Source organism: Rothia sp. HMSC076D04 (genome assembly GCF_001814645.1).
GTDB lineage: Bacteria > Actinomycetota > Actinomycetes > Actinomycetales > Micrococcaceae > Rothia > Rothia mucilaginosa.
In genome coordinates this window covers 38,417-62,964 of the sequence record NZ_KV817360.1, presented here as the reverse complement: position 1 = coordinate 62,964, position 24,548 = coordinate 38,417, and the positions used below count along the sequence as shown (strand labels likewise).

The following is a 24,548-nucleotide window of genomic DNA, read 5'->3' as shown; positions in this document are numbered from 1 at the left end:
GAGGCGCACTCATACCGCGGTATGAGCTGCGGGGTGGTTGAGCACCCGGTCGGGCGAATTTTTTCAGGGTTTTCCCATATTTTTCAGCCCCCAGACGGAGGGGTGAGCTGCCGAGAAGCTGAGATGATAGAAGAGTACTTCCGTTAGTTCATACCCAATGAAGGTTGTCATGACGCAGAATCCTCAATCTCAGAACCCGCAGTTCCAGGCTCAGAACCCGTACTCAATGACCCCTCCGCAGGCGGCGCAGCCTGCCGGTCAGTATTCCGCTCAGCAGGGTCAGCCCCAGCAGGCTCAGCAGAGCCAGGCGGGCTACTATCAGAGTCAGCCGCAGGGCTACCCGGCTCAGGCACCTCAGCAGATGCAGCAGGCGCCCTTCGCGCGCGGCGCGATTATTTCTGCCCGTAACCTGCACAAGTCGTACGGCAATAACCCGGTGCTGCGTAACGTGAGCCTGGATATTTTCCCCGGCGAGTCCGTGGCGATTATGGGTCCTTCCGGTTCCGGTAAGACCACCCTGTTGCACGCGCTCTCGGGCATTATCAAGCTCGATGCCGGTTCTGTGCTGTTCAATGGCCCGACCGGTCAGGTGGCGGTGGAGTCCCTCAGTGAGCGTGAGCGCACCTCCCTGCGCGCTAACTCGTTTGGTTTCGTGTTCCAGCAGGGTCTACTGGTTCCCGAGCTGACCGCAGAGGAGAATGTCTCCCTCGCCGCGATGATTGCCGGTGTTCCCCGCCAGCAGGCGCGTTCCATTTCGGCTGATCTGCTGAACCGCCTGGGTTTGGGTCAGATGCTGGACCGCCGTATGGGCGAGATGTCCGGTGGTCAGGCTCAGCGTGTGGCGATTGCCCGCTCCCAGGTGAACGGTGCCCCCGTGACTTTCGCGGATGAGCCGACCGGCGCGCTGGATTCGAAGACCGCGCGTGAGGTGATGGCTCTGCTGCTGACCATGATTCCGCAGCAGGGTAAGACTCTGCTGGTGGTTACTCACGACCCGAACGTGGCGGCGGCGTGCTCCCGCGTGGTGTACCTGCAGGACGGTCAGATTGTGAGCGATCAGCGCAATAACCAGGGCGGTGTTCCCGCTTCCCAGAACCACGCTCAGAGCTTCGGCGCTCAGTCTCAGGCAGGTGCATAATGCAAATCTATGCTCTACTCGCCAAGCGAACCCTATGGAGTTCGCAGGCGATTCTTCCCGTGCTGGCTTTTGCCGCCTCCTCGGCACTGTTTTTGACGGTTGCCGGTGGTGTTCAGGCGCTGAGTACGTGGCTTGAGCACGCCAACGTTGACCACGAAATGATCAACCTGATGGGCATTCAGAAGCTCTACATGGGTTTGGCGTGGGTTGCCGCTCTGGTGCTGATTGTTCCGCTCTTTACCTTGGGCGCTTCGGCTGCTCGTTTGAGTGCCCGCCGCCGTGATGAGCGTCTGGCGTCCCTGCGTCTGATTGGTGCCTCCACGACCCTGATTGTGGGTCTGTCCGTTGCGGACGCGCTGGTGTACTCCCTCGTGGGCTTCATTATCGGTCTGTTGCTTTACCTGGTGCTGATTTTCCCGTTCGGCGCTTTGCACTTCATGAACGTTCCGCTGGGTGCTGAGAATATGCTCCTGCCGGTGAGCGTGATTTTCTACTGCTTCCTGGGCTGTATGGTTCTGGCGGCTCTTAGCTCCCTCTTCGGTCTGGCGAAGGTCAGCATCAGCCCGCTGGGTGTGCGTACCCGCGCGAAGGCCGGTTCCGCCGGTTACATTGCTCTGGGTATCGGTGTTGTTCTGGTCATTGCCGTGATGATTCTGGCTTCGACCTCGAAGGGTTTTAGCATGTTCTCACCCTTCCAGGACGGCGGTGCCGATAGCGCGATTAAGAACCTAGCGATTTTCATTGCTCTGCCGGGTCTGCTGATGATGGTTGCTATCGACCTGATTGGTACCTTCCTGGTGTGGGCGTACGCAAAGATTCGTGTGCGCATGACCCAGAAGGCGTCGGTTCTGCTGGGTTACCGTGCGGTGCTGGAGTCCCCGCGCGGGGCGTGGCGTCAGGTTTCGGGTGTGGCACTGTCGACCTTCTTGGTGACCTTCTTCGGCCCCATCCTGATTCTGGCGGGTGAGATGAACAAAACGGCGAAGGAGGTAGGCCCCGCCGCCGGCCCCTTCATGACCATCATGTCGGACATGTTCCAGGGCATGCTGCTCATGCTGTTCTTCTCGTACCTGCTGGTCACCCTCTCCGCAGTGTTGAACCAGAGCGCCGCCATTTACGAGCGTGGTTCGCTGTACTCTTCGCTGAATATGATGGGTACCCCCACGAGGATGTTGCAGGCTTCGCGCCTTACCGTGGTTTTCGGTCCGCTGGTGCTCATTAGCGTGGTTTCTGCGCTGCTGGGTCTGCCGCTGACGGCGTTGATTGCGGCGCAGGGTCTTTCCGGTGAGATTCTGACGAAGATGTTCGGTATGACCTTCGGCGCTATTGCACTGGGTCTGGCGCTGGTCTATGTGGGCCTGTTGGCGACCATTCCGTTTATGCGTCAGGTGACTCATAAGCCGGTGTCCGCTCTCTAAGCTGTACGGCTGCTACCCTCCCGTTGCGTTCTCAGTGGATGCGGCGGGAGGGTTTCTTCATGTCCAACGTTTGTGTTGCGTGCTTTTGTGCCCTCGCCCGGTTTGCGCCCTGCATGTTTTCTCACGCACCGGGCCACCGCTTCCATAGCCTAAAGCCCTGTGAGAGACTGACATTATGTTTGAACACACAGTACCCCCCGAATGGTTCCCCCGCTGCGCAATCTTCGACTGCGACGGCATCCTCCTCGACTCCGAGACCGTCTGGAACGATGTGCAGCGTGAGCTTTTCGCCCGCTGGTCTGTTCCCTTCACCGAAGAGGTGGAGCACCGCCTCACCGGCCTGGCGGCAGCCGACGTCGCGCAGGAGCTTGCCCTGCTCTCCTACGAGGCGCAGAACGGTCAGAAGCCGGACACCGCCTCCGCAGAGTACGCCGAACACCATGAACGCGTGATGAAGGACCTGCTCACCACCGAGCACGAGGTCATCAGCTCCGGCGTGGACCTGATTGAGGGTGCGCAGAAGTTCCTGGGCTTCCTGAGCGAGCACATGCCGGTTGCGGTGGCGTCGAACTCCACCGCGAACATTCTGACCCTGAAAATGGAAAGCTACGGTTACGCCCCGCTGGTGCGCACCTGGGTCAGCAGCAACGACGTTCCCACCGGTAAGCCCGCCCCGGACATGTACCTGGAGGCGGCACATCGCCTCGGCTTTGAAGGTCACGAGGCGCTGGCGTTCGAGGACTCCCCCGCGGGCGCGCAGGCGGCACGTGACGCCGGTACAAAGGTTATGATTTACGTTCCGGAAGGCACCGACCCGGCAAAGGCACCGGCCGGTTTTGGGCGCTTCGATTCGTTTAATGACCCGCAGCTCTGGGAGGCGGCACGCACCTGGATCGCCAAGCTTGAGGCGGCACAGCAGTCGGAGGCGGCGCAGAACTAAGAGGCACCCGCCCCACCGCCTCACCTGGCAGGCGGCATCAAGAAAGACCCCCGGCCCGCTCTTCAAGAGCAGACCGGGGGTCTTCTATGCTTTATCAGCTGTGCCCATGGGGGCATGAGCCTATCGGCGCATAACCTTCTTCGCCAGGAAGTTACCGATGAACTGAACCAGCTGAACCAGGACGATAATAATCGCCACAACAGCCCAGGTGATCTCATCGTTAAAGCGCTGGTAGCCGTCCACAATCGCGATCTTACCCAGACCACCGGCACCCACGTAACCGGCCATAGCGGACATATCCACCACGCCAATGACGAGGAAGGTGTAACCGAGAATCAGCGGACCAAGCGCCTCCGGAATCATCACGGTGAACAGGATGGTCAGCTTTGAAGCGCCCATCGCACGCGCCGCCTCAATCACGCCCGGGTCAATGGAGACCATGTTCTGCTCCACGATACGGGCAATAGCGAATGCAGCACCGAAGCTCATTGCGAAGACCGCCGCATTCACGCCCAGGCGGGTACCCACCACGGCGCTCGTCAGCGGGCCCAAAGCCGCAATCAAAATAATGAACGGAATCGGGCGAATCACGTTCACCAGAATATTCAGGATCGTGTACACGAAACGGTTCTGGAAGATGTTGCCCTCACGGGTGGTGTACAGCAGAGCACCCACAATCAGGCCGACCAGACCGGCGCACAGCATGGTGATAGACACCATGTAGAACGTATCGCCGATAGCCGGGAGCAGCTTCTCGGGCAGGAACTCGGACCAGTCCGTCTTAGACGCAGCCAGCGGAAGAGTAGTAGCAAACATTTAGCGCACCTCCTGCACGCGGGCAACGGTCTTCAGTTCGGCAACGGCGGCATCAATGCTGGTGATTTCGCCAAGGAGTTCCAGGGTGAGGGTACCGTACGCCTTACCCTGCAGGGTCTCAATACCGCCGCCCACAATGTTGAAGCGGACGTTACGGGCGCCCAGGTAGGACAGCACCTTACCGAGCTCCTGGTTACCCTCCACAATTTCAACGTTGATGAGGTAACCCTTGTGGTTTGCGCGCAGCTCAGCCGCTTCCTTGCCGGTGGGGGCGAGCTTGACGGTGGTCGCAACAAACAGCTTTGCCACGTCGGTCTGCGGGTTGGAGAAGACGTCGTAGACGTTGCCCTGCTCCACCACGCGGCCGGACTCCATGACAGCCACACGGTCAGCGATGCTGGAGACCACGTCCATCTCGTGGGTAATCACCACGACGGTCACACCCAGTTCACGGTTCACACGCTTAAGGAGCGCAAGAACTTCATGAGTGGTTTCCGGGTCCAGCGCGCTGGTGGACTCATCCGCCAGCAGCAGGGCGGGGCTGGTCGCGAGCGCACGAGCAATACCCACACGCTGCTTCTGACCACCCGAAAGCTGGTTCGGGTAATGACCTGCACGGTCGGCAAGACCCACGAACTCAAGCATTTCCAGGGCGCGTTCGCGGCGGTCCTTCTTAGACCAGCCGGCAATCTTCAGCGGGAACTCGACGTTACCGAGCACGGTGCGGGAGTTCATCAGGTTGAACTGCTGGAAGATCATGCCGATATTGGTGCGTGCTTCACGCAGTTCGGAGTCGCGCTTACCGGAAATCTCGAAGCCGCCAACGGTCAGGGTGCCGCTGGTGGTGGTTTCCAGGCCGTTGATGAGGCGGACCAGGGTAGACTTACCGGCGCCGGAGTAGCCGATAATTGCAAAGATTTCGCCGCGGTTAATGCTGAGGGAGACGTTGTCCACAGCAACTACTGCCTTGGGGCCGTTGCCGAAGACCTTGGAGACTCCGTCCAGAACCACCATGGGCTCGGTGCTGTCACCGAAGCTCTGTACCAGTTCACTCATAAGTTTGTATCCGTTGTATGTCGTGGTTGGGGCGCTAAAGGGCATTAACGCCGTTACGCAAAGGACGGTAAGCCTGTCGTGACCCGCATCGGGTGCTTAGACTTACCGCCTTTGCGTATGCCTAGAGGAGGCGTGTATTTAGAAGATTACTTCTTGGCGCGCAGCTTGGCTTCTTCGTTAGCCAGGGACTGACGTAGCTCGTCGGTGCTCACGTTGACCTCAACAGCGGTGCCGCGGGTCTCTTCCTGAACAACATCCATGACGGGCTTGGTGTGGAAGATTTCAACAATCTTCTTGTAGGTCTCGTCGTCAGCCTTGTCCTTCTGAGCAACGAAGAGGTTCACATACTTGATTGCCGAGGGGTCGGTCTTGGGGTCGTCCTGAGCCAGGGCGTCTGCGGGCTTCAGACCTGCATCCTTGAGGAAGTCGTTGTTGACGACTGCGCCATCAGCGGACTCCATGCCAACCACGGTCTGGGTTGCGTCGACGGGAGTGACCTTCACCTTGGAGTTAGCGGTGTCCACGTCGTCGATGGTGGGTGCGTCAACATCAGCGTTCTTGAAGGTAACCAGGCCGTTGGTCTTCAGCAGCTTCAGAGCGCGTGCTTCGTTCACGGTGTCGTTCGGGATAACGATCTCGCCGCCCTGGGGGATGTCAGCCAACTTGGAGTGCTTCTTGGAGAACAGAGCCATCGGGTAGATGACGGTCGGGCCGACAATCTGCAGGTCCTTCTTAGCGCTCACGTTGTAGTTGGACAGGTACGCGATGTGCTGGAAGCGGTTCATGTCGATGTCACCGGCGTCCAGTGCGGGGTTCGGCTCGGTGTAAGCGCTGAACTCCTTGAACTCAATGTCGATACCCTGCTTCTTAGCTTCTTCCTTCAGGGTCTTGTTGAACTTCTCAGAGCCAACCACACCGATGGTGACCTTCTTAGATGCGGAAGAGGAGGAAGAGGAGGAGTTGGTGGAACCGCAGGCTGCCAGGCCAAAGACCATGGGGACAACTGCGAGTGCAGCAGCAAACTTCTTCACGGCTATGAATCTTTCTGTTGAATGATGATGCGTTCCGCCGGGTGCTCACGTTGGTACTAGCACATCCGATGGGAATGATGATGGGACAATTACAGCACGCACAAGGGCGGGTGTGGAAGTTAATGGCTATTCATGAGACACAGAACGTCAAGGTCGTCATATTTTGTCACAATTCGTCATGCGGTGATTATTTGCCAGGTCACAAAGCGTCATTGACGGTGTATTCAGGCGCACACAAAACGCCGGCCCGGGGTACAAAAACCCAAGCCGGCGTCCATAGTGCCACCCGTTACGGGCGGTGGGGAATCAACCTACTGATCGAACTCGCCCGAAGCAATCAGCTGCTCACGCACCTTACGGCGCAGAACCTTACCCAGCATCGAACGGGGCAGATCATCCACCACCACGATGCGGCGCGGAACCTTATAACGAGTCACCTTCGAATAGCAGTGCTCACGCAGAGTATGCTCCTGCACCACCCGGCCCGGGGCGGGAACTACAGCGGCGACCACCATCTCGCCACCGGCGGGCAACGGAATACCGACTACCGCCGCATCCGCGACCATATCGTGCTGCTTGAGGGCGACCTCAACCTCCGTCGGGGAGACGTTGAAACCGCCGGTAATAATGACTTCCTTAATGCGGTCGACAATCTGAATGAAGTAGTCCTCGTCCAGGCGCACAATATCGCCGGTACGCAACCAACCCTCGGGGGTGATGGTCTTCGCCGTCTCGTCCTCACGCTTCCAGTAGCCGGCAAAACGCTGAGGGCCCTTCACCCACAGCTCGCCCTCTTCACCATCAGGCACGTCCTCGCCGGTCTCCGGGTCCACCACACGAATATCGGTGGAGGGGAACGGAACACCAATAAAACCGGCACGGCGAGTGTCATTGAGCGGGTTGCAGGACACCAGCGGCGCGCACTCGGTCAGGCCGTAGCCTTCCACCATGAAACCGCCGGACGCTTCCTCCCACTCGGCAACCAGCTCAGGCGGCAGGTTCATCGCACCAGAAACCGCGTAACGGATACCCTCCAGGGACACGCCGCGCTTCTTCGCCTCATCCATGAGGCGGCGATACACCGGCGGAACCGCAGGAAGAATGGTCGGGCGGGTCTTCTTCATCGCCTTCAAAATCAGGTCCATGTCCACGGTCGGGAACAGCACCAGGCGGGCACGGCACAGCGACGCAATCGTCACGCCCAGGGTCATACCGTACGCGTGGAACAGCGGCAGAACCGAGTAAATCACCTCGTCATCGCCCGGGTTGATCCATGCCTCACCCATGCGGCCGTTAGACTCCAGGTTGCGGTGCGTGAGCATCACGCCCTTTGGCAGGCCGGTCGTACCCGAGGTGTACTGCAGCAGCGCAATATCGTGCGCCGTCGGGCGGCGATGCGACGGGTCAATACGCTCGCTCTTCACCAGCTGAGCCCACGACACCGTACCCGGCGCAGGACCGGTCAGCTTCTCACGCGAAGCACGCGCGCTCTTCAACGGCAGCTTCAGCGCGGTACGCATCAGCGCGGGCATCGCCGAAATCATGTTCACCGAATAAATATGGTTCGGGCGGATATCCGCCGGAAGACCCGTAATATGCGAGGCGATCTTATCCCACACAATCGCGACCTTCGCGCCGTGATCCTCAAACATGTGGCGCAACTCCGCGCCCGTGTACAGAGGGTTATGCTCCACCACAATCGCGCCCAGACGCAAAATCGCGTAGAACGCCGCAATATGCTGAGGGCAGTTCGGCAAAATCAGCGCCACACGGTCACCCGCCTGCACACCAGCCACACGCAGACCCTCCGCAGCACGCTCAATCTGGTCCCCCAACTCAGCGTAGGTTGTGGTCGCGCCAAAGAACTCCAGCGCCACCTTGTGGGGTACGGTGCGGACCGCCTCGTCAATGAGGTGGCTCAGCGACGTCTCGGGCAGCTCAATATCGCGGGCAGTCCACGAAGAATAATTCTTCAACCAGGGGCGATGCGCCAACGGATGCGTACCAGCCGATACGCCAGCGGGGGATGCAGGTGCCGCCGCATCCTGCAGGTTCGTGTTCTTCTGAGCCTCAGTCATGCATTGATTGTGCCTTCCCACACCCTCACGCTTCAACTCAGCACCGTTTCTTTCCACGCTGAAAATCACACGGTACACCCACCCCAGATACCGCAATAAACACCGAAACACTAAGGCAGAACCCCGCAACTCTGGGATACTTAAAGCATGAGTAAACGACAGCAAGACATCACTGACGAGCAGTTCAAGAAGCTCCTCCGCGAAATTTCCAAACGATTCGCTATCGCCGGAGGAGTCGTCATCCTGTTCGGAATGGCCATCATCGCACTTGCTTACCTTCTGGGAGGAGCCCACTAATGCACACCCCGCAGCGCCCCAACGGCGACATCTTCAACCGCATGGTCTCCGGCGCCGCCTACATGCCCGACGCCGAATGCGCCGCGCAGACTAAGCGCATCCACGCTGCAACCGTCCTCGCCGAAGAACACTACGCACGCGGCGAGCAGGCACAGGCAATGCACGTCTACCGTGAACACCTCGGCCACCTGGGCGAGCACTCGCACATCCGCCCCGGTGCACGCTTCGACTACGGCGTGAACACTTATATTGGTGACGGCTCCTTCTTCAACTTTGGCTGCGTCTTCCTGGACGTCTGCCCGATCCGCATCGGCTCCACCGTGCTCGTCGGCAACAACGTACAGTTCCTCACCCCCACCCACCCGCTCAACCCGGTCGACCGCGCCGCATACTGGGAAGGTGGCGAGCCCATCACCGTTGAAGACAACGTCTGGATCGGTGGCGGCGCCATCATCCTGGGCGGTGTGACCATCGGCAAGAACTCCGTGATTGGCGCGGGCACCGTCGTCACCAAGGACGTCCCGGCTAACTCCCTCGTGGTGGGCAACCCCGGCCGCGTCATCCGCACCCTGGACGAGAACGAACGCCCGGCATACCCGCACACCTACTCCGCAGAAGCCCTGGAAGAAGCACGCGCCTTCTACGCTGACCGCAACCGCTAAATCAGCACCCAGGACTAGAATCCAAAGGATTTAATGAACGCACAGAACAACCCCCCGCAGCAGCGCCCGGCCGCCGCGGCGTCCTCCCCCACCGAAAGTGACCTGTGGGAGGCGGCATTCTCCTCCGACGACCCCACCGTGATTCTGACCGATGAGGAGCTGAACGCGGCACGCCGCGCCCACGAAAAGGCGCGTGAGGCGGCCTCTTCGGCTCAGTCCTCCGCGCAGTCCTCGCAGGATGCGACCCGCCCCCTCACCGAGGCGGCTACCGCAACGCAGCCGCTCCTCTCCGCAAACAGCACCGCTCAAAGTGCAGACTCCGGCGCTGACTTGGGCGAACCCGCTACCGACAACCTCAGCTGGCTCGACAAGCCTGCAGCCCCCAGCACGGACAACGTGCGCGGCGGCGTAGCTAGCGCACCCCCTACCGCACCGACCGCAGCGGCAAGCTACGAGGTGCCCGCACCCGGCAACGCCCATGCGGCACCCAGCGCCCCGCAGGCTGCCCCCGCGGCAGATGACCACTTCGTCATCCCCACCCCCGCAGGTGATGCCGCTGGCTCGGAACCCATCCTCACCGCCGCAACCGCACTGTCCATGCAGAAGAGCCGCTACTCCCGCATGCACCTACTGCCCGGCCTGCTCGGCTGGCTGATCACCATCTCCCTCATGGACGGTGGCCTGTGGGCTATCCAGTCGTGGCTGACCCTGACCGGTCAGAGCGAGTCCATCGAATACGCCTCGGTGGTCTCCCGACTCTTCAGCGGCGCGTCGAACGCCGTGCCGGTCGCGGTGGCGTTGAGTGTGCTCATTTTCTTCGCTTACCTGGTGGGCGGTTACGCGGCGGGACGCATGGCACGATTCGCCGGCGCGAAGCAGGGCATTGCCGTGTGGCTCTGGCAGATTATGGCGCTCATCCTCGGATCCCTGGCGACCTTCCTCATGCCTCAGCTGTTCCAGAATAGTGTCGCGTCCCTGTCGTTGCAGAAGCTGATTGCGGGCGATTTCGCGAACGGCCTGCTCGCGGTTCTGCTGGTTCTGGCGTTGAGCTTCCTCGGCGCTATCCTCGGCGGCCTATTGGGACGCCTGTACCACCGCCGCGTGGACAAGTACCCGAGCGACCAGGTGGCACGCGAGGACGCCTAGTCTTCTAAGCACCCGCGCCTCGTTGCGATAGGGATAAAACGTGCAGAAAACCTCCGGTACCTTACGAAAGGTACCGGAGGTTTTCTGTATCTAAGTATCTGTATCCTAAACGGCCTTAGCTACCCAGCAATACGGCGCTGACTAGCCAAAATGTTCCGCTTAGTGGTCCAGCAGCAGTGCAGGCTCCTCAAGAATCGCAGCCACATCAGCCATGAAACGAGCTGACAGGTCGCCATCCACCACACGGTGATCGAAGGAGCCACCCAGGGTCGTCACCCAGCGAGGAATGACCTCACCATCAACCACCCACGGCTTCTGCTTGATCGTACCGAAGGCAACAATCGCCACCTCACCGGGGTTAATAATCGGGGTACCCGTATCAATACCCAGCGAACCGATGTTCGTAATGGTCAGGGTGCCGTTCGCCATCTCAGCGGGCTGAGTCTTACCCTCACGGGCGCGAGTGGTCAGGTTGTTCAGCGCGATAGCCAGCTCACGCAGGGACAGCTCCTGAGCGTCCTTAATGTTCGGAACCATCAGGCCGCGCGGGGTCGCCGCAGCAATACCCAGGTTCATGAAGTGCTTAATCTGGATTTCGCTATCGGTCCAGGTCGCGTTGACCTGCGGGTTACGCTCAGCAGCCCAAATGACCGCGGCGGCAAGTACCAGCAGCGGGGTGACCTTCACGCCCTCAAAGTGGCGGGACTTCTTCAGGCGCTTCACGAACTCCATGGTGCGGGAGGCATCAACATCCACGAAGATGGACACGTGCGGGGCGCTAAACGCCGAAGCAACCATAGCCTTCGCGGTAGCCTTACGCACGCCACGCACCGGGATGCGCTCAATGCGGTCACCGGGGGTGGCTGCGGGCTGCCAGAACGGCTGGCGGGCGCCGCTATGCTGCACATCGCTCAGGTGCGCCACATAGTTCATGAGGTCCTGCTTGGTCACCTGGCCGCGCGCACCGGTAGCGGTCACGTTCGCCAGGTCAACACCCAGCTCCTTTGCGGCAAGACGCACCGGAGGCGGCGCGAGGGTCGGGCGGTGCGGAACCTGCTCAGGAGCCAAAGTCGGTGCGGGAGCCGCTGCGGGCTCGGGCGCCAGACGCTGCACCACCGAGTTCAGCGGGGTGTTCTCCACAAAGCGGGAGGCACGCTCAGCCAGCTCGCTTAGCAGGCCCTGGTTGCGGTTCGCCGAGTCAGCGGGGGTGTGCGCCACGGGTGCCTGAACAGCCGGTGCGACCGGTGCCGCAGCGGCCTGTGCGGGCTGGGCTGCGGAGGCGGGGCGCTTGCGGGCGCGGCGCTTCACAGCGTCCGCCTTGGGGCCGGAGCCGACCAGTGCGGTGCCGGACTCAGCCTCTGCCGCGGCGGGTGCCGCTGGAGTTGCGGGTGCGTTGTCGCCGCCGGAGATGCTGATGATCGGGGTGCCCACCTCAACGGTTTCGCCTTCGGCAACGAGCAGCGCCTCGACGGTGCCGGCGAAGGGCGAGGGAAGTTCCACGACGCTCTTCGCGGTTTCAATTTCGACGAGGACGTCGTTGATGGCGACCTCGGTGCCGACTGCCACCTTCCAGCTGAGGATTTCTGCTTCGGTCAGGCCTTCGCCCACGTCAGGGAGCGGGAAAATCTGGGACATTTTTACCTCTCACTAGGGCATATACCCTATACGGAATATTCTGTGCGGGCTCGCAACCCGCAATAGCGCAACACGCTGATACGTCAGATCAGGGAATGCCTAGTAGTCAAAAGCGCGGTCAACCGCCTCAAGAATACGATCAATATCGGGCACGTACTCTTCCTCAACACGGGACACCGGGTACGGCATGTAGTAGCCGCCCACGCGAATCACCGGCGCCTGCAGGCTGTAGAAGCAACGCTCCGTAATCGCCGCAGCCAACTCACCGCCCATGCCACCGAAGGTCGGCGCCTCGTGCGCGACAATCAGGCGGCCAGTCTTCGCCACCGAAGCGGCAACGGTCGGCACATCCAGCGGCGAAATCGAGCGCAGGTCAATGACCTCAATCGAGCGGCCATCCTCCACGGCAGCCTCTGCCGCAGCCAAAGCAACCGGCACCAGCGGACCGTACGCAACGATGGTCGCGTCCGTACCCTCACGCACCACCTGGGCGCTAAACGGATCAAAGGAAGTGTCGTTAAAGTCCACTTCACCCTTGAGCCAGTAGCGGCGCTTCGGCTCAAAAATAATGACCGGGTCGGGGCACTCAATCGCCTTGCGGGTCATCCAGTACGCCTCGTGCGGGGTCGAAGGGGTCACAATGCGCAGACCCGCGGTGTGGGCGAACAGCGCCTCCGGGGACTCGGAGTGGTGCTCCACCGAACCAATCACGCCACCGTACGGAATGCGGATAGTCACCGGCACCGTGTACTGCTTATCGGTGCGGTTGTGAATCTTCGCCAGCTGGCTCGTAATTTGGTTGTAGGCGGGGAACACGAAGCCGTCGAACTGAATCTCCGGCACGGGGCGGTAGCCGCGCAGCGCCATACCGATGGAGGTGCCGATAATGCCGGACTCTCCCAGGGGCGCATCCATAACGCGGCGGTTGCCGAAGCGCGCCTGCAGGCCCTCGGTCACACGGTACACGCCACCAAGCTTGCCGATATCCTCACCGAGCATGACAACGGTGCGGTCGGTTTCCATGGCGTCTTCCAGGCCGCGGGTAATCGCCTTGGCGAGGGTCAAACGTTCAATTTTCTCGCTCATGCTTACTCCTCTTCAAAGCCTGCAACGTAGTTACGATAGAACTCGCGGTCGTCTTCCACCTGCTGGTGTTCCTGCACGTAGACGCGGTCGAAGAAATACTCAAAGTCGGCAACCTCAGAGTTCAGCACTGCCTCACGCACGCCGTTCGCGACCTGCTGCGCAGATTCTGCAACCTCTTCGAAGAAGGCATCATCGGCGTAGCCGTTATCACGCAGGTGCTTCTCCAGGCGCAACATGGGGTCGCGGCGCAGGGGACCTTCCAGGTCGGCATCGGTGCGGTACTTGGTGGGGTCATCCGCGGTGGTGTGCGGGCCGAGGCGGTAGGTCTCAGCTTCAATCAGTACGGGGCCTTCACCGGCGCGGATCTTCTCCATGGCGTAGCGGGTTGCGGCGAGCACGGCGAGAACGTCGTTGCCGTCCACGCGGATACCTTCAAAGCCGTAGCCTGCGGCGCGGGTGGACACCGGCACGCGGGACTGCACCTCGAAGGGCACGGAGATAGCCCAGCGGTTGTTCTGCACGAAGAAGAGCACCGGCGCGTTATAGGAGGCGGCGAAGACCATAGATTCGTGTGCGTCACCCTCGGTGGAGGAGCCGTCACCGAAGTAGACCGCCACAGCGGGCTTCTGGGTGTCCTCGGCGGGGTCGGTTGCCTGACCCTGACCGGTGCGGCGGGTGCCGGTTTCAGCCTCGATGTCGGCGTCGAAGTTCAGACCCATGGCGTAGCCGACGGCGTGCAGGGTCTGGGCGGCAAGCACCTTGGTGTAGGTGTGGAAGTTATGTGCCTTCATGTCCCAGCCGTGGGTGGTGGAGCCGCGGAAGATGGTGATCAGGTCGCGGAAGTCCACGCCACGCGTCAGGGCGACGGCGTGCTCACGGTAGGAGGGGAAGATATAGTCGTTGGGCGCGTAGGCGAGTGCGGAACCGACCTGTGCGGCTTCCTGGCCTCGGCTGGGCACCCAGAGGGCGAGCTGACCCTGGCGCTGCAGGGCGGTTGCCTCGTCGTCGAATCGGCGGGTGGTGTACATGAGGCGGGATGCCTCGCGCAGGGTGTCTGCGTTGACGTCTTCGATGTACCGACTGTAGGTGGGGTGTTCGTGTACGGTGCCGTTTTCATCCATGAGCTGGATGCGTTCGGGCACTCCGGGGTACTTGTCGTTCTCGTGCATCTAACCTCCACACGTGACGAGGGCTTGGCCCTCAGCGGCTTGGGTTTTAGTCTCAACTTTCACCTGATGGTGCAGGGTTTGAGGTGTTCCGGTAAGCCTGTGAGGGTCTGGGCATATATAGTTACCAGTCTACTCTTTTCGGCTTTATCTCGCGGCAGTTACGCTGATAACGCAGTGTATTATGCCCTGTCATTCACTATTTGAACATCATTAAATTAAACCTCCTATATATTCTTTTTTGGGAATATATGGGAGGTTTAATTTAGCCATTGAAACCATTTTAAGGGCCAGACTTTTCTCTCCGGGGCACAAATATTGAACTCTAAATAATCCTCGACAAGGGAAAATAGTACATTGTTCAATTAGGGTCGAGTGGGTGCCCCACCCCTTCACAAGACGCTCTAGAGCCCCTTCGCGAAGACCTCACAGAGCGAGAGGAAACGGTCATTCGCCTCCACCTCGCCAATGCTCACGCGAACACCCTCGGTGCCGAACGCACGCACCGACAGCGCATGCTCAGACATCAGCTGCACAAACTCACCCGTGCGCTCCCCCAGGGGCAGCCACACAAAGTTCGCGTAAGTGCTCGGGAAATCGTAGCCCAGCTCGCGCAGTCGAGCGGTCACGCGCTCACGCTCAGCGACCAGGTGGCTCACACGCTCCATCACCGCATCCTCATGCTCGATGGAGGCGATAGCCGCCGCCTCAGCCAGCGCCGTCACGGCGAACGGGGTTGCCGCCACCCGCAGGTGCTGCGTAATCTGCGGATGCGAAATTGAGTAGCCCACGCGCAGACCCGCCAGGCCCTGTGCCTTGGAGAAGGTGCGCAGAATGATGACGTTCTCGTAGTCGCGGTAGATGTCCATGCCGTTCAGCGGGGCTTCTTCACTTTCCGGCACGGTGGAGGCGGCGCAGAACTCGAAGTACGCCTCATCAATCACCACGGGGATGTGGGCGGGCACCTTCTCCAGGAACGCACGGATCTGACTTTCGGTGACGGCGGGGCCGGTCGGGTTGTTGGGGGTACAGACCAGGATCAGGCGGGTGCGTTCGGTGATAGCTGCCGCCATGGCGTCCAGGTCGTGTGAGCCGTCGTGCAGGTTCGGCACCTGCACGCTGCGAGCGCCCATAATGCCGACGAGGATCGGGTATGCCTCGAAGGAGCGCCAGGCGTAGATGACCTCGTCCTGCACGCCGTCGGCGTTTACGCCGGCGAAGGTTTTGAGGATTTGGTTGAGCGCGCCGAGGCTTCCGGCACCGGTGACGATGTCGTCAGCGTCCACGCCCAGTCGGGCGGAGAGCTTGTGACGCAGGGCGGTGGAGAGCGGGTCGGGGTAGCGATGCGCGGTCGCAAATTCTGCGAGGACGCGCGCGACCTCGGGTACGGGGCCCAGCGGGTTCTCGTTCGAGGAGAGCTTGTACTGGGTGAGGCCTTCAACGGGTGCGGGCGGCTTGCCTGCCGCGTAGCTGGGCAGGGTGTTGAAGACGGGGCGGACCGGGATGTTGGCGTGTTCAGCTGACTGGCTCATGGTTCCAGTATGTGCCTGCGGGCGGCTCGGAGGCTAACGCTTCTCACCTGGAGAGCAGGTCGCGAGCAGGCTGTAGCTGTGCAGGCAGCAGATACTGGCCGCAAGCGCTGTACGCAAAGATGGAGGGGCGCCGCCGGGGTTGTTCCCGGTGGCGCCCCTCCTTTTCTCTTCTCTTCTCTACTCGTCCCCTCCACCCTCCACCGAGCCGTTGAGATTGGTGCTTTTAGACTCGGTGTTTAGACCATCAGGGGTTCACGCTCCTCGAGGGGAGTCAGGTCCTCGGGATGGCCTGGGGCGCGGAACCCGGGGTCAATGTTCTCGGGAGGAGCTGGGACGAGGAACCCGGGGTCAATGCTCTTGGGCGGGAGCATGGGTGCAGGCTTCTGGCCTGGCTGGATGGGAATGAGCGACTCAACGCCGCCGTAGTCTCCACCCTGTCGGGGCCCGGGGAACGGGTCCCTGAGCACAGAACCAGGACTAGGGAGCTGCAGCTGATCGATGATTGGCTGAGTAACAGCCTTTTCGATGTGCGTATGCAGATCTGCAGGTTTGGGCAGAATGTCCGGCGGGATCAGACCTGCAGGCGGTAGCTGTCCCTCTGCCTCGATTCGAGTGGGCATCTTGATGGGTGCAGGCTCAGGGCGGCTCAGGTCGCTCGGCATCTTGATGGGTGCAGGCTCCGGACGACTCAGGTCCCCGGGCATCTTGATGGCAGGCGGCAGATGCTGCGGGTTGTATCCCTGTAGGATGGGCACCTTGGGCATCTGCGGCACAGGCATTTCGGGCCATGCAGGCTTCGGGCTATGAGGCTTTTCCTGCGGAGTCGGCTCGGGATGAGGGATGGTCTTTTGGACACCCTCGATGACGGCGGGGATTTGCCCAGCAACCGCCCAGGCGGATTCTCCAGCTTCTCGCTGAAGACCCTCGGCCTTCTGCTTGGCAATCTCCATGCCCTGCTGGACATCTGAGACGGTGTCTTCGATGCCACGCTTTGCTTGCCCCAGACGCCCGCCTGTCTTCTCATCAGCGAACTCAGCTATACCCAAGGCACCAGGCACCGTTCCTGATACAAGGGCTGCCGCGCCGTAGCCCTCGGCACGTCTGATAGTTATGTCCACTCGTACAGCGGGAGGCAGACCATCCGGCAGGCTTGAGGCTGAGGTTACCTTCTGTTCCCCCAGCGCGTACTCTTTACCGTCCATTGCGGCACGCATACCGCCAAATACCGCTCCACTATATCCTTCGCGTTCTAGGGTTTCTCGATATTTTCCTCCATCATGTTCAGGATTCTGGACGGTCATTGCTGTATCACGGTCGTCAGGATGCCATCCATCTTCTCGCCATGCAGAGTCAGGAACCCAGTCTCCTTCTCCTTCCACGTAGTCCACAGCAAAATCACGGCGTTTGGCGGGCAAGCCTCGTAGCGGAGCCCCTTGGGCGTAGATACCCACAATGTTGATTTCTTTAGCGACTTCAGTACTATTCGCCATGTTGTAGGCAATCATGGCGCCCTGGCTGAAACCCTCCATGTACACGCGTGCGCCCTGAGGCGCGCCGGCATCGCGGAGGGCTTGCAAAACCATCTGATAGGCGGGGTTTTCCAGGGTATCTTTGCCCAATGCTTCGCGTTCGGCACCAGGGACATCTATGATGGATCCGCCCCAGGAGTTAAAGTTGGTACCCGGAACGCTCACCACATACAGGGCATGGGCGGGGTCGCCTTCGTGCCCTGCTTCGTACATGACGGTGACGAGCACGGCACTACGTTCAGCGGTCGAGGGGTTTTGCCGGGAATGCTCAAATTCCTGATCCTGTGCCTTAGCAGCCGCAAGAAGACGATCTGAGCTGGCACCTACAGAAAGCTGGCTTTTCTCACCACGATGCGTAGCAATACCGTATGCATCGGCGGAAGCGGTCCGAATATTATGAGCCTTAGTGCCAAGATAGGTATCGATTCCAGATTTGACGATACTGAAGATACTAAATAAGCCACCTCCCAGTGCCTTTCGAGCAAGTCCTCGCGGAATGCCCAACATGTCTGCAACGCGGTCAATTGCTCGCTGATGGGCAATTTCAGGGTTCCATAATGCGTCCATGTAGGCGGTGAAGCCGAAAAGAATACCCGCTACGAGAGGCGAATACGGTAGCGTCCGAGATGCCGAGAAGTACCCAAGCTCGGGAATGGTGAGCTTCAAGAGGTAGTTAGCTTCGCCGGGTTCTCCAGCGATGAGGCCGCGCAGGTGGTCTCGGGTGCTGCGTCCGTCGGTGAGCTTACCGTCCTTTGCGATGCCCATGGAGTCGAACCAGCCTGCGACGATATTTTCGGTCTGCAGGTAGGAGCTGTGGGCGGCTCGGACGGCGGCTGCGGTGGCGCCGAACTTTGCGGCACTCATACCGAGGTCTGCGGCGAGGCTGGTGCAGAGGGCGGCAGCCTGCTGGGCGCGTCCGTTGATGCCGAGGAAAAGACGGGTTTCAGCGGCGATACCGAGAATGGGCATGGTGCGGTCGGCGCAGGTGCGGCTGACGGTGTCGAGCCCGTCGGCGATGGCGGGCATTTCTTCAAGCTCAACGCTGATGGTGCCTGCGGTGGGCCCTGCGGAGTTGCTGAGGTCACCGATGGGCGCAACGGTGGGTCCGGTAATCATGGTGTCTCCTAGGGTGAGGTTAGTGGGTTCGGATGAGCGAGCTCAGCCCGTCGGGCAGGTTCACGTGCATGAGTGAATCGAGCGTTGACTGGGCTTTTTGCACGCCTGAGCGGGCGATGATTTCGCCGGGGTTGAGTTTTTCGAGGGCGTCGGCGGCGCTGTCGGCGAGTTTGCCGAGTAGGCTATCTACGGCGGAGGCGGCGGCTTTGATTGCCTGCGCTTTGCCGGTGAGGTCGTTGGCGAGTTCTTCACCGGCGGCGGCGATTATGGCGGCGGTGCCTTCGGCTTGTTCGGCTTGATTGCGGATTTTTTCGCTGTGTTCTTCGAGTTGTCGCCGGTAGGCGCGTCCGGCTTCGGATGCCCAGCGATCGCCGTTGAGTTCATTGGCACGTTGGTGTGCGGTGCGGATTTCTTGGGCTTCGGTGCGCATCCTGTGGGCGAGTTCTGCGCCTTTGGCGCGGGCGAGGGCAGCGGCTGCCATGAGCTGCTCGGCGAGGGCGTGGCCGGCGGCGGTGCCGATGCCCATGTGTCCTGCTGCGCGGAGGATATCAGTCGGTTCGATTCTGGGCAGGTGGGGTGCGGGAGGTGGTGCAGTGTCGGCAATCGTGGTCATGGTGTGTCCTTTCGCGGCGGGTTTGTTTTAGGCTAAATCTGCCGCGGTGACTGTGCAGGCTGAGTACGCCAACCTGTGGATAACTCAGGCTTGTTTCGAAAAATTCGCACGTTTTGACCCCTCAAGACCCGAAAAATACCCCTTCCGCAGCACCTCGTTTTGTCATATTTCTGCAACTAACCGAGCCACCCGTCACGTCCATATGCTCTTCCCGCCTCTTTTTTTCAGCGAATTCATGCAAAAATAGAGCTATGTCTCACACCAATAACACCTTCTTGCCTTCTGGCCGTATTGACCTGGGCACCGGCGAACTTGCGCTGGGCCCCCTCGACGGACGCTACGCATCCGTGACCGCGCCCCTGACCAACTACCTTTCTGAGGCGGCTCTGAACCGCGACCGCATCCACGTTGAGGTTGAGTGGTTCATTTACCTGTGCGAGCACGAGGTGCTGCCGGGTCTGTCCCCGCTGAGCGAGGAGCAGAAGAAGGGCCTGCGCGCCATCGTGACCGATTTCAACGCTGATTCTGTGGCGGAGCTGGCTGAGATTGAGGCTGTCACCGTTCACGATGTGAAGGCGGTCGAGTACTACATTGGCCGCCGCCTGGAGGGCCTGGGCCTGGGTCACCTGGTGCCGCTGGTTCACTTCGGCTGCACTTCTGAGGACATTAACAACCTCTCCTACGCGCTGGGTATCAAGGATGCCGTTGAGAACGTGTGGATCCCCGCCGCTGAGGAGCTGATTGAGGTTCTGCTGAATCTGGCTGAGGACGGTCGCGACGTGCCGATGCTGTGCCGCACTCACGGCCAGCCGGCAACCCCCTCCACCCTGGGCAAGGAGATGGGCGTGCTCGCCTACCGCCTGAAGCGCCAGGTCAAGCACGTGAAGGCGACCGAGTTCCTGGGCAAGATTAACGGTGCGACCGGCACTTACGCTGCTCACTATGCATCGGTGCCTAGCGCTGATTGGCAGAAGATTTCTCGTGGTTTTGTGGAGCACCTGGGTCTGACTTGGAACCCGCTGACCACTCAGATTGAGTCGCACGACTGGCAGGCCGAGCTGTACTCGGATATCGCACACTTCAACCGCGTGCTGCACAACCTCTGCACCGATGTGTGGAGCTACATTTCGATTGGTTTCTTCCGCCAGATTCCGGTGGCCGGTGCGACCGGTTCGTCCACCATGCCGCACAAGGTGAACCCGATTCGTTTTGAGAATGCGGAGGCTAACCTGGAGCTCTCCAACGCTCTGCTGGATTCGCTGGGTTCGACCCTGGTGACTTCTCGTTGGCAACGCGACCTGACTGACTCCTCGGCTCAGCGCAACATTGGCGTGGCGTTCGGCCACTCGGTGCTGGCTATCTCTAACGTGGTGAAGGGCCTGCAGCGTCTGGATATTGCGACCGACGTGATTTCCGCTGACCTGGATTCCAACTGGGAGGTCCTGGCTGAGGCTATCCAGATGGTGATGCGTGCGGAGGCTATCGCGGGTGTTCCCGATATGGAGAACCCGTACGAGCGTCTGAAGGAGCTGACTCGCGGTCACCGCGTGGATGCCGCTCGTCTGAAGGAGTTCGTGGCTACTCTGGGTCTCTCCCCTGAGGCTGAGGCGCGTCTGTCGGCGCTGACTCCGCACACCTACAACGGTATTGCGGCTCAGCTGCTGGATCACGCGAAGAACGCGTAGCCTGTAGCGCCCGCTAATCAACAAAGCTAAACACTAAAGACCCCGGATTCCTAACTTAGGGATCCGGGGTCTTTAGCGTGTTGGGTCTTTTTATGTTCTGGTTTTATGACCAGCGGGTTTAGCGGCCGAGCATGCGGCGGTGGCCGGTTTCGGTGTCGTGGCCCTTGCCGCGGGTGAAAACCTTGCCTGCCGCCTTTCCTGCGTCCTTGACGCCCTTGAGGAGGGCACCAGCCACGCCGGAGGAGCTTTCCGAGCCGTCGCCACCCTGTACGCGGGGTGCGCGCGGGGTAATCATGAGCTCTGCGGGGAAGTAGGCGGGTGCGTCGCCGAAGGCACGGCGGGTGTTGCGCACGACGTCCTTACCGAGGGTCAGGTTTGCGCCGCCACCAACGACTGCACCCACGCCGAAGGGCAGGGCACGGCCGAGCAGTGCGCCGGTCTGGCGGGTCAGGAATCGGCGGATGAACATATTGCGGATGGTGCGTTCGACGCTGAACATCTTGCCGCCGGAGGAGTTACCGAGCAGCATGCCCCACTTGTTGGAGACGCCGCTTGCCTTGCCGGTCTGCAGGAGCACGGTGTTCATGAGCTGGGAGCCTTCGTCACCGAGCATGATTGCCATGACCATGGAGCGGGCGGTTTCGGCGTCGTGTACGTGCACGCCGTGCAATTCTGCGACTGCCTGGGCGTAGAGGGCGGTGCGTTCGAGGTAGCCGCCGACTGCGAGCGCGGACAGGCTCATGGAGGTGACGGTACCTACGCCGGGCACGAATGCGGATGCGCCGGTGACGCCGCCGATGGCGGTGATGTCGCGCAGGTAGGTGCGGTCGAGGCGCTTGTGGATTTGTTCGGGGGTTTCGTCGGGGTGCGCTTCACGGAGTTTTTTGACGATGGACAGCGCGAGCGGTCGTTGCATGCGCAGTACGTTGTCGAGGGTGGTGGTTAGCGCGGGACGGGGGTTGCCGTCTTCATCGAATAGAGACTTCTTCGGGTCAAGCATGCTCTCAGTAAATCACGGCTGGGTGAATATTTCCTGAATATGGGGGTTGTGGTGGGGTTTGGGGGTGTTTTTTCACTGAGGGCGTGCGGGTGGTATGCGGTTGGTTAGGGTGTTTTGGTCATTATTTGCGCCCATTTTTAAACCGCGTAAAATTGTCCTAGATTACACACTATTCATTGTTTGCATAGTGCGTGACCTGTTTCACGATGATTCCGGGTCGCGCCTGATGACAGATAGCGGCTAATACCTCTTCTGGACTATAAGGATTGCTATGACTTCTTCCACCCATACGCCCAATGCTGCGCGTTCTCCTGTGATGACTCAGGGGCTGGGTGTTGCTTACGCGACCGGCGCGATTATTTCGGCGCAGTTCGGTGCGGCTCTTGCTAAGCAGCTGATGGGCGATTTGGGCCCGTGGGGCGTGGTGACTCTGCGCCTGTTGACCTCCACCATTTTGATGTGGGCGTTTTTCCGTCCGCAGATTCGTTCGTGGACTCGTGCGCAGTGGCTGACTGTTGTTGTCATGGGTATTGCGCTGACGGGTGCGAATGCGTTCTTCTATGTGGCGATTGAGCAGGTTCCGCTGGCGATTGCTGTGGCTATTGAGTTTATGGGTCCGCTGGTGTTGGCGACGGTTATGTCGCGCCGCAAGCTGGACTTGGTGTGGATTGCCCTGTCCTTTACGGGTATGGCGATTCTGACGGCTGAGTCGCAGGCGAAGCCTGAGGATTTCGCCCTGGTGGGCGTGTTCTTTGCGGTGCTGACCGCTATTTCTCGTGCCGCCTACATTTTGGCGACTGAGAAGGTGGGCGCGCTGATCCCGGGTATGGGCGGCATGGTCATGGGTAACGCGGTTTCGACTCTGCTGGTTCTGCCGTTCCCGTTCCTGATTAGTGGAAATAACCTGTTGAAGGTGACCCAGGATGTGAACCTGCTGGCTATTGGTTGCCTGATGGGTCTGTTGGCTTCTGCGCTTCCGGCGTTGGGTGAGGTTTCTTCGCTGCGTCTGCTGCCCGCGCATATTTACAGCGTGGTGCTGTCCCTGGAGCCTGCGATTGCGGCGGCTGTGGGTATTGTGATGCTTGGTGAGGCTACCGGCCTGGTTCGTTGGGTTGCTATTGCCCTGCTGGTGGCTGCGAGTATCGGTATTTCAATTTCTCACGCTCGTGCGCAGAAGAAGGCGCAGGAGGAGGGCACTATGGAGGATCCCGATCGCTACCTGCCCGGTGCGGTGGATGCCCACGCGGTTGATATTGCGCAGATGGCAACCAGTTCCATTACGCTTCCGTCGGCCGCGCAGATTAAGGCTGACCGTGAGGCGAAGGGCCTCTAATCTGCTGAACGGTAGCCGTATCAACGGTTTCTAGCACCCCCGGGTGACGAGTAGGATAGTATCTCGTGTTGCCCGGGGGTGCACTTTTTAACTGCGCTAGTCAGGTTCTTGCCCCCCCGAGTCGATTCGTCACCTGTACACCTTGAGAGATGCACCGCCTCCTTGTGAGGTGCAGGAAGGAGAATCATGCCGCATACTTCATCTCAACGACCGCACTGGGCATTATGTTTGTGCTGATATCCTGCTCGTCGCTGCAGTTCGGTGCCGCGTTCGCGGTGAGGCTCTTCCCGCTGTTTGGTGCTCTGGCTATTAGCGTCAGCCGTCTGGCAATTGCTTCCATGGTGGTGGGTAGCGCCGTGTGGTTGGCGGCGCGTTGGCGTACCCGCCGCGGCGGCGAAATGCCGCCGGGTGCGCTGTCCTGGTCGAAGGAGCAGTGGCGTGCCGTCATCATTTTCGGTATGACTTTCGGTCTGATGAACGGCTTCTTCTATTGCGCGATTGACCGCATCCCGATTGGTTTGGCGGTTGCGGTGGAGTTCTTGGGCCCGCTGGCGTTGGCGTCCATGCTGACGCGCAGGCTCCGCGACGCGGTGTGGGTGCTCTGCGCCCTGGCGGGCATGCTGGTGCTCGGCTACGAGGCGGCAGTCGGCAAGGATACCGACTACCTGGGTCTGACGTTCGCGCTGATTGCTGGCGTGTTCTGGGCGCTGTATATTCGCTCTAGTGCGAAGGTGGGTGCCCTGGTTCCGGGTGCGAGCGGCCTGGCGGTGGCGATGCTTGTTGGTGCTGCGTTTATTGCCCCTGTGGCGGCGGTTGTTCCAGCGCCTCAGCCGATCTGGAATGCGGTGCAGGATCCGATGTTGCTCCTCATGATTTTTGGTACCGCCATGTTCGCTTCGGTGATTCCCTATAGCGCGGAGCTGATGGCTCTGCGCAACCTGCCAGAGCGCGTATTTAGTGTGCTGATGAGCTTGGAGCCCGCTATTGCGGCGATTGCCGGTTGGGCGCTGCTGAATCAGGAGACCGGCCCGATTCGTTGGGTGGCGATTTTCCTGCTGATGACTGCGAGTGTGGGTATTACGCTGACCACCACGAAGGGTGGTTCCCGCAAGCAGCAGGATGTCGGCGAGGACCCCGTCCCCATGCCGCTACCCGAGTAAAGCCAATGTCCTGAGTAAAAATCCAAATTCTGCCGGTGTACGGCGCGCGGCGTATAGAAAACCCCTATAGAAAACCGTTGAGGCGGGTACCTGGTTGGTACCCGCCTCAAC

20 protein-coding genes are annotated in these 24,548 nt (G+C 60.4%); 9 read left to right on the top strand and 11 right to left on the bottom strand.

All coding sequences use genetic code 11. The features are described from left to right. Positions 1-169 precede the first annotated feature (169 nt). The 3 genes from HMPREF2980_RS00580 to HMPREF2980_RS00570 all read left to right on the top strand — a co-directional run bounded on the left by HMPREF2980_RS00580 (position 170) and on the right by HMPREF2980_RS00570 (position 3,496). Positions 170-1,138, top strand: coding sequence for an ABC transporter ATP-binding protein (locus tag HMPREF2980_RS00580; protein ID WP_044150924.1), 969 nt, complete (start codon positions 170-172; stop codon positions 1,136-1,138). Further along, positions 1,138-2,556, top strand: coding sequence for an FtsX-like permease family protein (locus tag HMPREF2980_RS00575; RefSeq protein WP_005508160.1), 1,419 nt, complete (start codon positions 1,138-1,140; stop codon positions 2,554-2,556). Before HMPREF2980_RS00580 ends, HMPREF2980_RS00575 begins: the two co-directional genes overlap by 1 nt. A 175-nt stretch (positions 2,557-2,731) precedes the next feature. Beyond that, positions 2,732-3,496 carry an HAD family hydrolase gene (locus tag HMPREF2980_RS00570; protein ID WP_049340883.1) on the top strand — a complete coding sequence of 255 codons (765 nt, stop codon included), beginning with the start codon at positions 2,732-2,734 and terminating at the stop codon, positions 3,494-3,496. 120 nt (positions 3,497-3,616) lie between these two features. On the opposite strand, the gene HMPREF2980_RS00565 is transcribed toward HMPREF2980_RS00570, so the two are convergent. The 4 genes from HMPREF2980_RS00565 to HMPREF2980_RS00550 form a co-directional block, all read right to left on the bottom strand. Beyond that, positions 3,617-4,312 (bottom strand): methionine ABC transporter permease, encoded by a 696-nt coding sequence (locus HMPREF2980_RS00565; RefSeq protein ID WP_012902834.1) that lies wholly within the window; start codon positions 4,310-4,312, stop codon positions 3,617-3,619. Further along, on the bottom strand, positions 4,313-5,368 hold the full coding sequence (locus HMPREF2980_RS00560; RefSeq protein ID WP_044150078.1) for a methionine ABC transporter ATP-binding protein: 1,056 nt from the start codon (positions 5,366-5,368) through the stop codon (positions 4,313-4,315). A 146-nt stretch (positions 5,369-5,514) separates the two neighbouring features. Continuing rightward, complete coding sequence (locus tag HMPREF2980_RS00555; RefSeq protein WP_005507550.1) at positions 5,515-6,399, bottom strand: MetQ/NlpA family ABC transporter substrate-binding protein; 885 nt, start codon at positions 6,397-6,399, stop codon at positions 5,515-5,517. Between the two features lie 311 nt (positions 6,400-6,710). Further along, positions 6,711-8,477, bottom strand: a complete 1,767-nt coding sequence (locus HMPREF2980_RS00550) for a long-chain-fatty-acid--CoA ligase (protein ID WP_070689744.1) — start codon at positions 8,475-8,477, stop codon at positions 6,711-6,713. Between the two features lie 147 nt (positions 8,478-8,624). Between HMPREF2980_RS00550 and HMPREF2980_RS09475 the strand changes: the two genes are divergently transcribed. Genes HMPREF2980_RS09475 through HMPREF2980_RS00540 form a run of 3 tightly spaced genes read left to right on the top strand, consistent with a single transcriptional unit; the run spans position 8,625 to position 10,582 of the window. Then, entirely contained in the window at positions 8,625-8,774 is a 150-nt protein-coding gene (locus tag HMPREF2980_RS09475; protein WP_005504480.1) for a hypothetical protein, read from the top strand. After that, positions 8,774-9,436, top strand: coding sequence for a sugar O-acetyltransferase (locus tag HMPREF2980_RS00545; protein WP_049357338.1), 663 nt, complete (start codon positions 8,774-8,776; stop codon positions 9,434-9,436). Before HMPREF2980_RS09475 ends, HMPREF2980_RS00545 begins: the two co-directional genes overlap by 1 nt. Positions 9,437-9,469: 33 nt before the next feature. Then, positions 9,470-10,582 (top strand): hypothetical protein, encoded by a 1,113-nt coding sequence (locus HMPREF2980_RS00540; protein WP_070689743.1) that lies wholly within the window; start codon positions 9,470-9,472, stop codon positions 10,580-10,582. 159 nt (positions 10,583-10,741) lie between these two features. On the opposite strand, the gene HMPREF2980_RS00535 is transcribed toward HMPREF2980_RS00540, so the two are convergent. The 6 genes from HMPREF2980_RS00535 to HMPREF2980_RS00510 all read right to left on the bottom strand — a co-directional run bounded on the left by HMPREF2980_RS00535 (position 10,742) and on the right by HMPREF2980_RS00510 (position 19,259). Continuing rightward, positions 10,742-12,217, bottom strand: a complete 1,476-nt coding sequence (locus HMPREF2980_RS00535; protein WP_070642360.1) for a dihydrolipoamide acetyltransferase family protein — start codon at positions 12,215-12,217, stop codon at positions 10,742-10,744. 99 nt (positions 12,218-12,316) lie between these two features. Next, positions 12,317-13,303 (bottom strand): alpha-ketoacid dehydrogenase subunit beta, encoded by a 987-nt coding sequence (locus HMPREF2980_RS00530; protein WP_070615321.1) that lies wholly within the window; start codon positions 13,301-13,303, stop codon positions 12,317-12,319. Positions 13,304-13,305: 2 nt separating this feature from the next. Next, positions 13,306-14,472 carry a thiamine pyrophosphate-dependent enzyme gene (locus HMPREF2980_RS00525; RefSeq protein ID WP_070689741.1) on the bottom strand — a complete coding sequence of 389 codons (1,167 nt, stop codon included), beginning with the start codon at positions 14,470-14,472 and terminating at the stop codon, positions 13,306-13,308. Between the two features lie 401 nt (positions 14,473-14,873). After that, positions 14,874-16,001, bottom strand: a complete 1,128-nt coding sequence (locus HMPREF2980_RS00520) for a histidinol-phosphate transaminase (protein ID WP_070689739.1) — start codon at positions 15,999-16,001, stop codon at positions 14,874-14,876. A gap of 236 nt (positions 16,002-16,237) precedes the next feature. Beyond that, positions 16,238-18,646, bottom strand: a complete 2,409-nt coding sequence (locus HMPREF2980_RS00515; RefSeq protein ID WP_070689736.1) for an extensin — start codon at positions 18,644-18,646, stop codon at positions 16,238-16,240. A 19-nt stretch (positions 18,647-18,665) separates the two neighbouring features. After that, complete coding sequence (locus HMPREF2980_RS00510; RefSeq protein WP_070689734.1) at positions 18,666-19,259, bottom strand: ABC transporter substrate-binding protein; 594 nt, start codon at positions 19,257-19,259, stop codon at positions 18,666-18,668. A gap of 251 nt (positions 19,260-19,510) precedes the next feature. On the opposite strand from HMPREF2980_RS00510, the gene purB reads away from it, so the two are divergent. Further along, the gene (gene purB, locus HMPREF2980_RS00505) at positions 19,511-20,944 is read left to right on the top strand and encodes an adenylosuccinate lyase (protein WP_070689732.1); all 1,434 of its coding nucleotides are present in this window, start codon (positions 19,511-19,513) and stop codon (positions 20,942-20,944) included. 118 nt (positions 20,945-21,062) lie between these two features. Here purB and HMPREF2980_RS00500 read toward each other — a convergent pair whose 3' ends face one another. Beyond that, entirely contained in the window at positions 21,063-21,944 is an 882-nt protein-coding gene (locus tag HMPREF2980_RS00500; RefSeq protein WP_049327021.1) for a hypothetical protein, read from the bottom strand. A 271-nt stretch (positions 21,945-22,215) separates the two neighbouring features. Between HMPREF2980_RS00500 and HMPREF2980_RS00495 the strand changes: the two genes are divergently transcribed. Beyond that, positions 22,216-23,277 (top strand): EamA family transporter, encoded by a 1,062-nt coding sequence (locus HMPREF2980_RS00495; RefSeq protein WP_070689730.1) that lies wholly within the window; start codon positions 22,216-22,218, stop codon positions 23,275-23,277. 224 nt (positions 23,278-23,501) lie between these two features. Beyond that, on the top strand, positions 23,502-24,437 hold the full coding sequence (locus HMPREF2980_RS00490) for an EamA family transporter (protein WP_246823616.1): 936 nt from the start codon (positions 23,502-23,504) through the stop codon (positions 24,435-24,437). The last annotated feature ends 111 nt before the right edge of the window (positions 24,438-24,548 follow it).

Bases quoted from the DNA above. Each gene is read 5' to 3' on its own strand.
- HMPREF2980_RS00580 (WP_044150924.1), top strand. From the start codon at position 170: ATGACGCAGAATCCTCAATCTCAGAACCCGCAGTTCCAGGCTCAGAAC.
- HMPREF2980_RS00575 (WP_005508160.1), top strand. From the start codon at position 1,138: ATGCAAATCTATGCTCTACTCGCCAAGCGAACCCTATGGAGTTCGCAG.
- HMPREF2980_RS00570 (WP_049340883.1), top strand. From the start codon at position 2,732: ATGTTTGAACACACAGTACCCCCCGAATGGTTCCCCCGCTGCGCAATC.
- HMPREF2980_RS00565 (WP_012902834.1), bottom strand. From the start codon at position 4,312: ATGTTTGCTACTACTCTTCCGCTGGCTGCGTCTAAGACGGACTGGTCC.
- HMPREF2980_RS00560 (WP_044150078.1), bottom strand. From the start codon at position 5,368: ATGAGTGAACTGGTACAGAGCTTCGGTGACAGCACCGAGCCCATGGTG.
- HMPREF2980_RS00550 (WP_070689744.1), bottom strand. From the start codon at position 8,477: ATGACTGAGGCTCAGAAGAACACGAACCTGCAGGATGCGGCGGCACCT.
- HMPREF2980_RS09475 (WP_005504480.1), top strand. From the start codon at position 8,625: ATGAGTAAACGACAGCAAGACATCACTGACGAGCAGTTCAAGAAGCTC.
- HMPREF2980_RS00545 (WP_049357338.1), top strand. From the start codon at position 8,774: ATGCACACCCCGCAGCGCCCCAACGGCGACATCTTCAACCGCATGGTC.
- HMPREF2980_RS00540 (WP_070689743.1), top strand. From the start codon at position 9,470: ATGAACGCACAGAACAACCCCCCGCAGCAGCGCCCGGCCGCCGCGGCG.
- HMPREF2980_RS00535 (WP_070642360.1), bottom strand. From the start codon at position 12,217: ATGTCCCAGATTTTCCCGCTCCCTGACGTGGGCGAAGGCCTGACCGAA.
- HMPREF2980_RS00530 (WP_070615321.1), bottom strand. From the start codon at position 13,303: ATGAGCGAGAAAATTGAACGTTTGACCCTCGCCAAGGCGATTACCCGC.
- HMPREF2980_RS00525 (WP_070689741.1), bottom strand. From the start codon at position 14,472: ATGCACGAGAACGACAAGTACCCCGGAGTGCCCGAACGCATCCAGCTC.
- HMPREF2980_RS00520 (WP_070689739.1), bottom strand. From the start codon at position 16,001: ATGAGCCAGTCAGCTGAACACGCCAACATCCCGGTCCGCCCCGTCTTC.
- HMPREF2980_RS00515 (WP_070689736.1), bottom strand. From the start codon at position 18,646: ATGATTACCGGACCCACCGTTGCGCCCATCGGTGACCTCAGCAACTCC.
- HMPREF2980_RS00510 (WP_070689734.1), bottom strand. From the start codon at position 19,259: ATGACCACGATTGCCGACACTGCACCACCTCCCGCACCCCACCTGCCC.
- purB (WP_070689732.1), top strand. From the start codon at position 19,511: ATGTCTCACACCAATAACACCTTCTTGCCTTCTGGCCGTATTGACCTG.
- HMPREF2980_RS00500 (WP_049327021.1), bottom strand. From the start codon at position 21,944: ATGCTTGACCCGAAGAAGTCTCTATTCGATGAAGACGGCAACCCCCGT.
- HMPREF2980_RS00495 (WP_070689730.1), top strand. From the start codon at position 22,216: ATGACTTCTTCCACCCATACGCCCAATGCTGCGCGTTCTCCTGTGATG.
- HMPREF2980_RS00490 (WP_246823616.1), top strand. From the start codon at position 23,502: ATGTTTGTGCTGATATCCTGCTCGTCGCTGCAGTTCGGTGCCGCGTTC.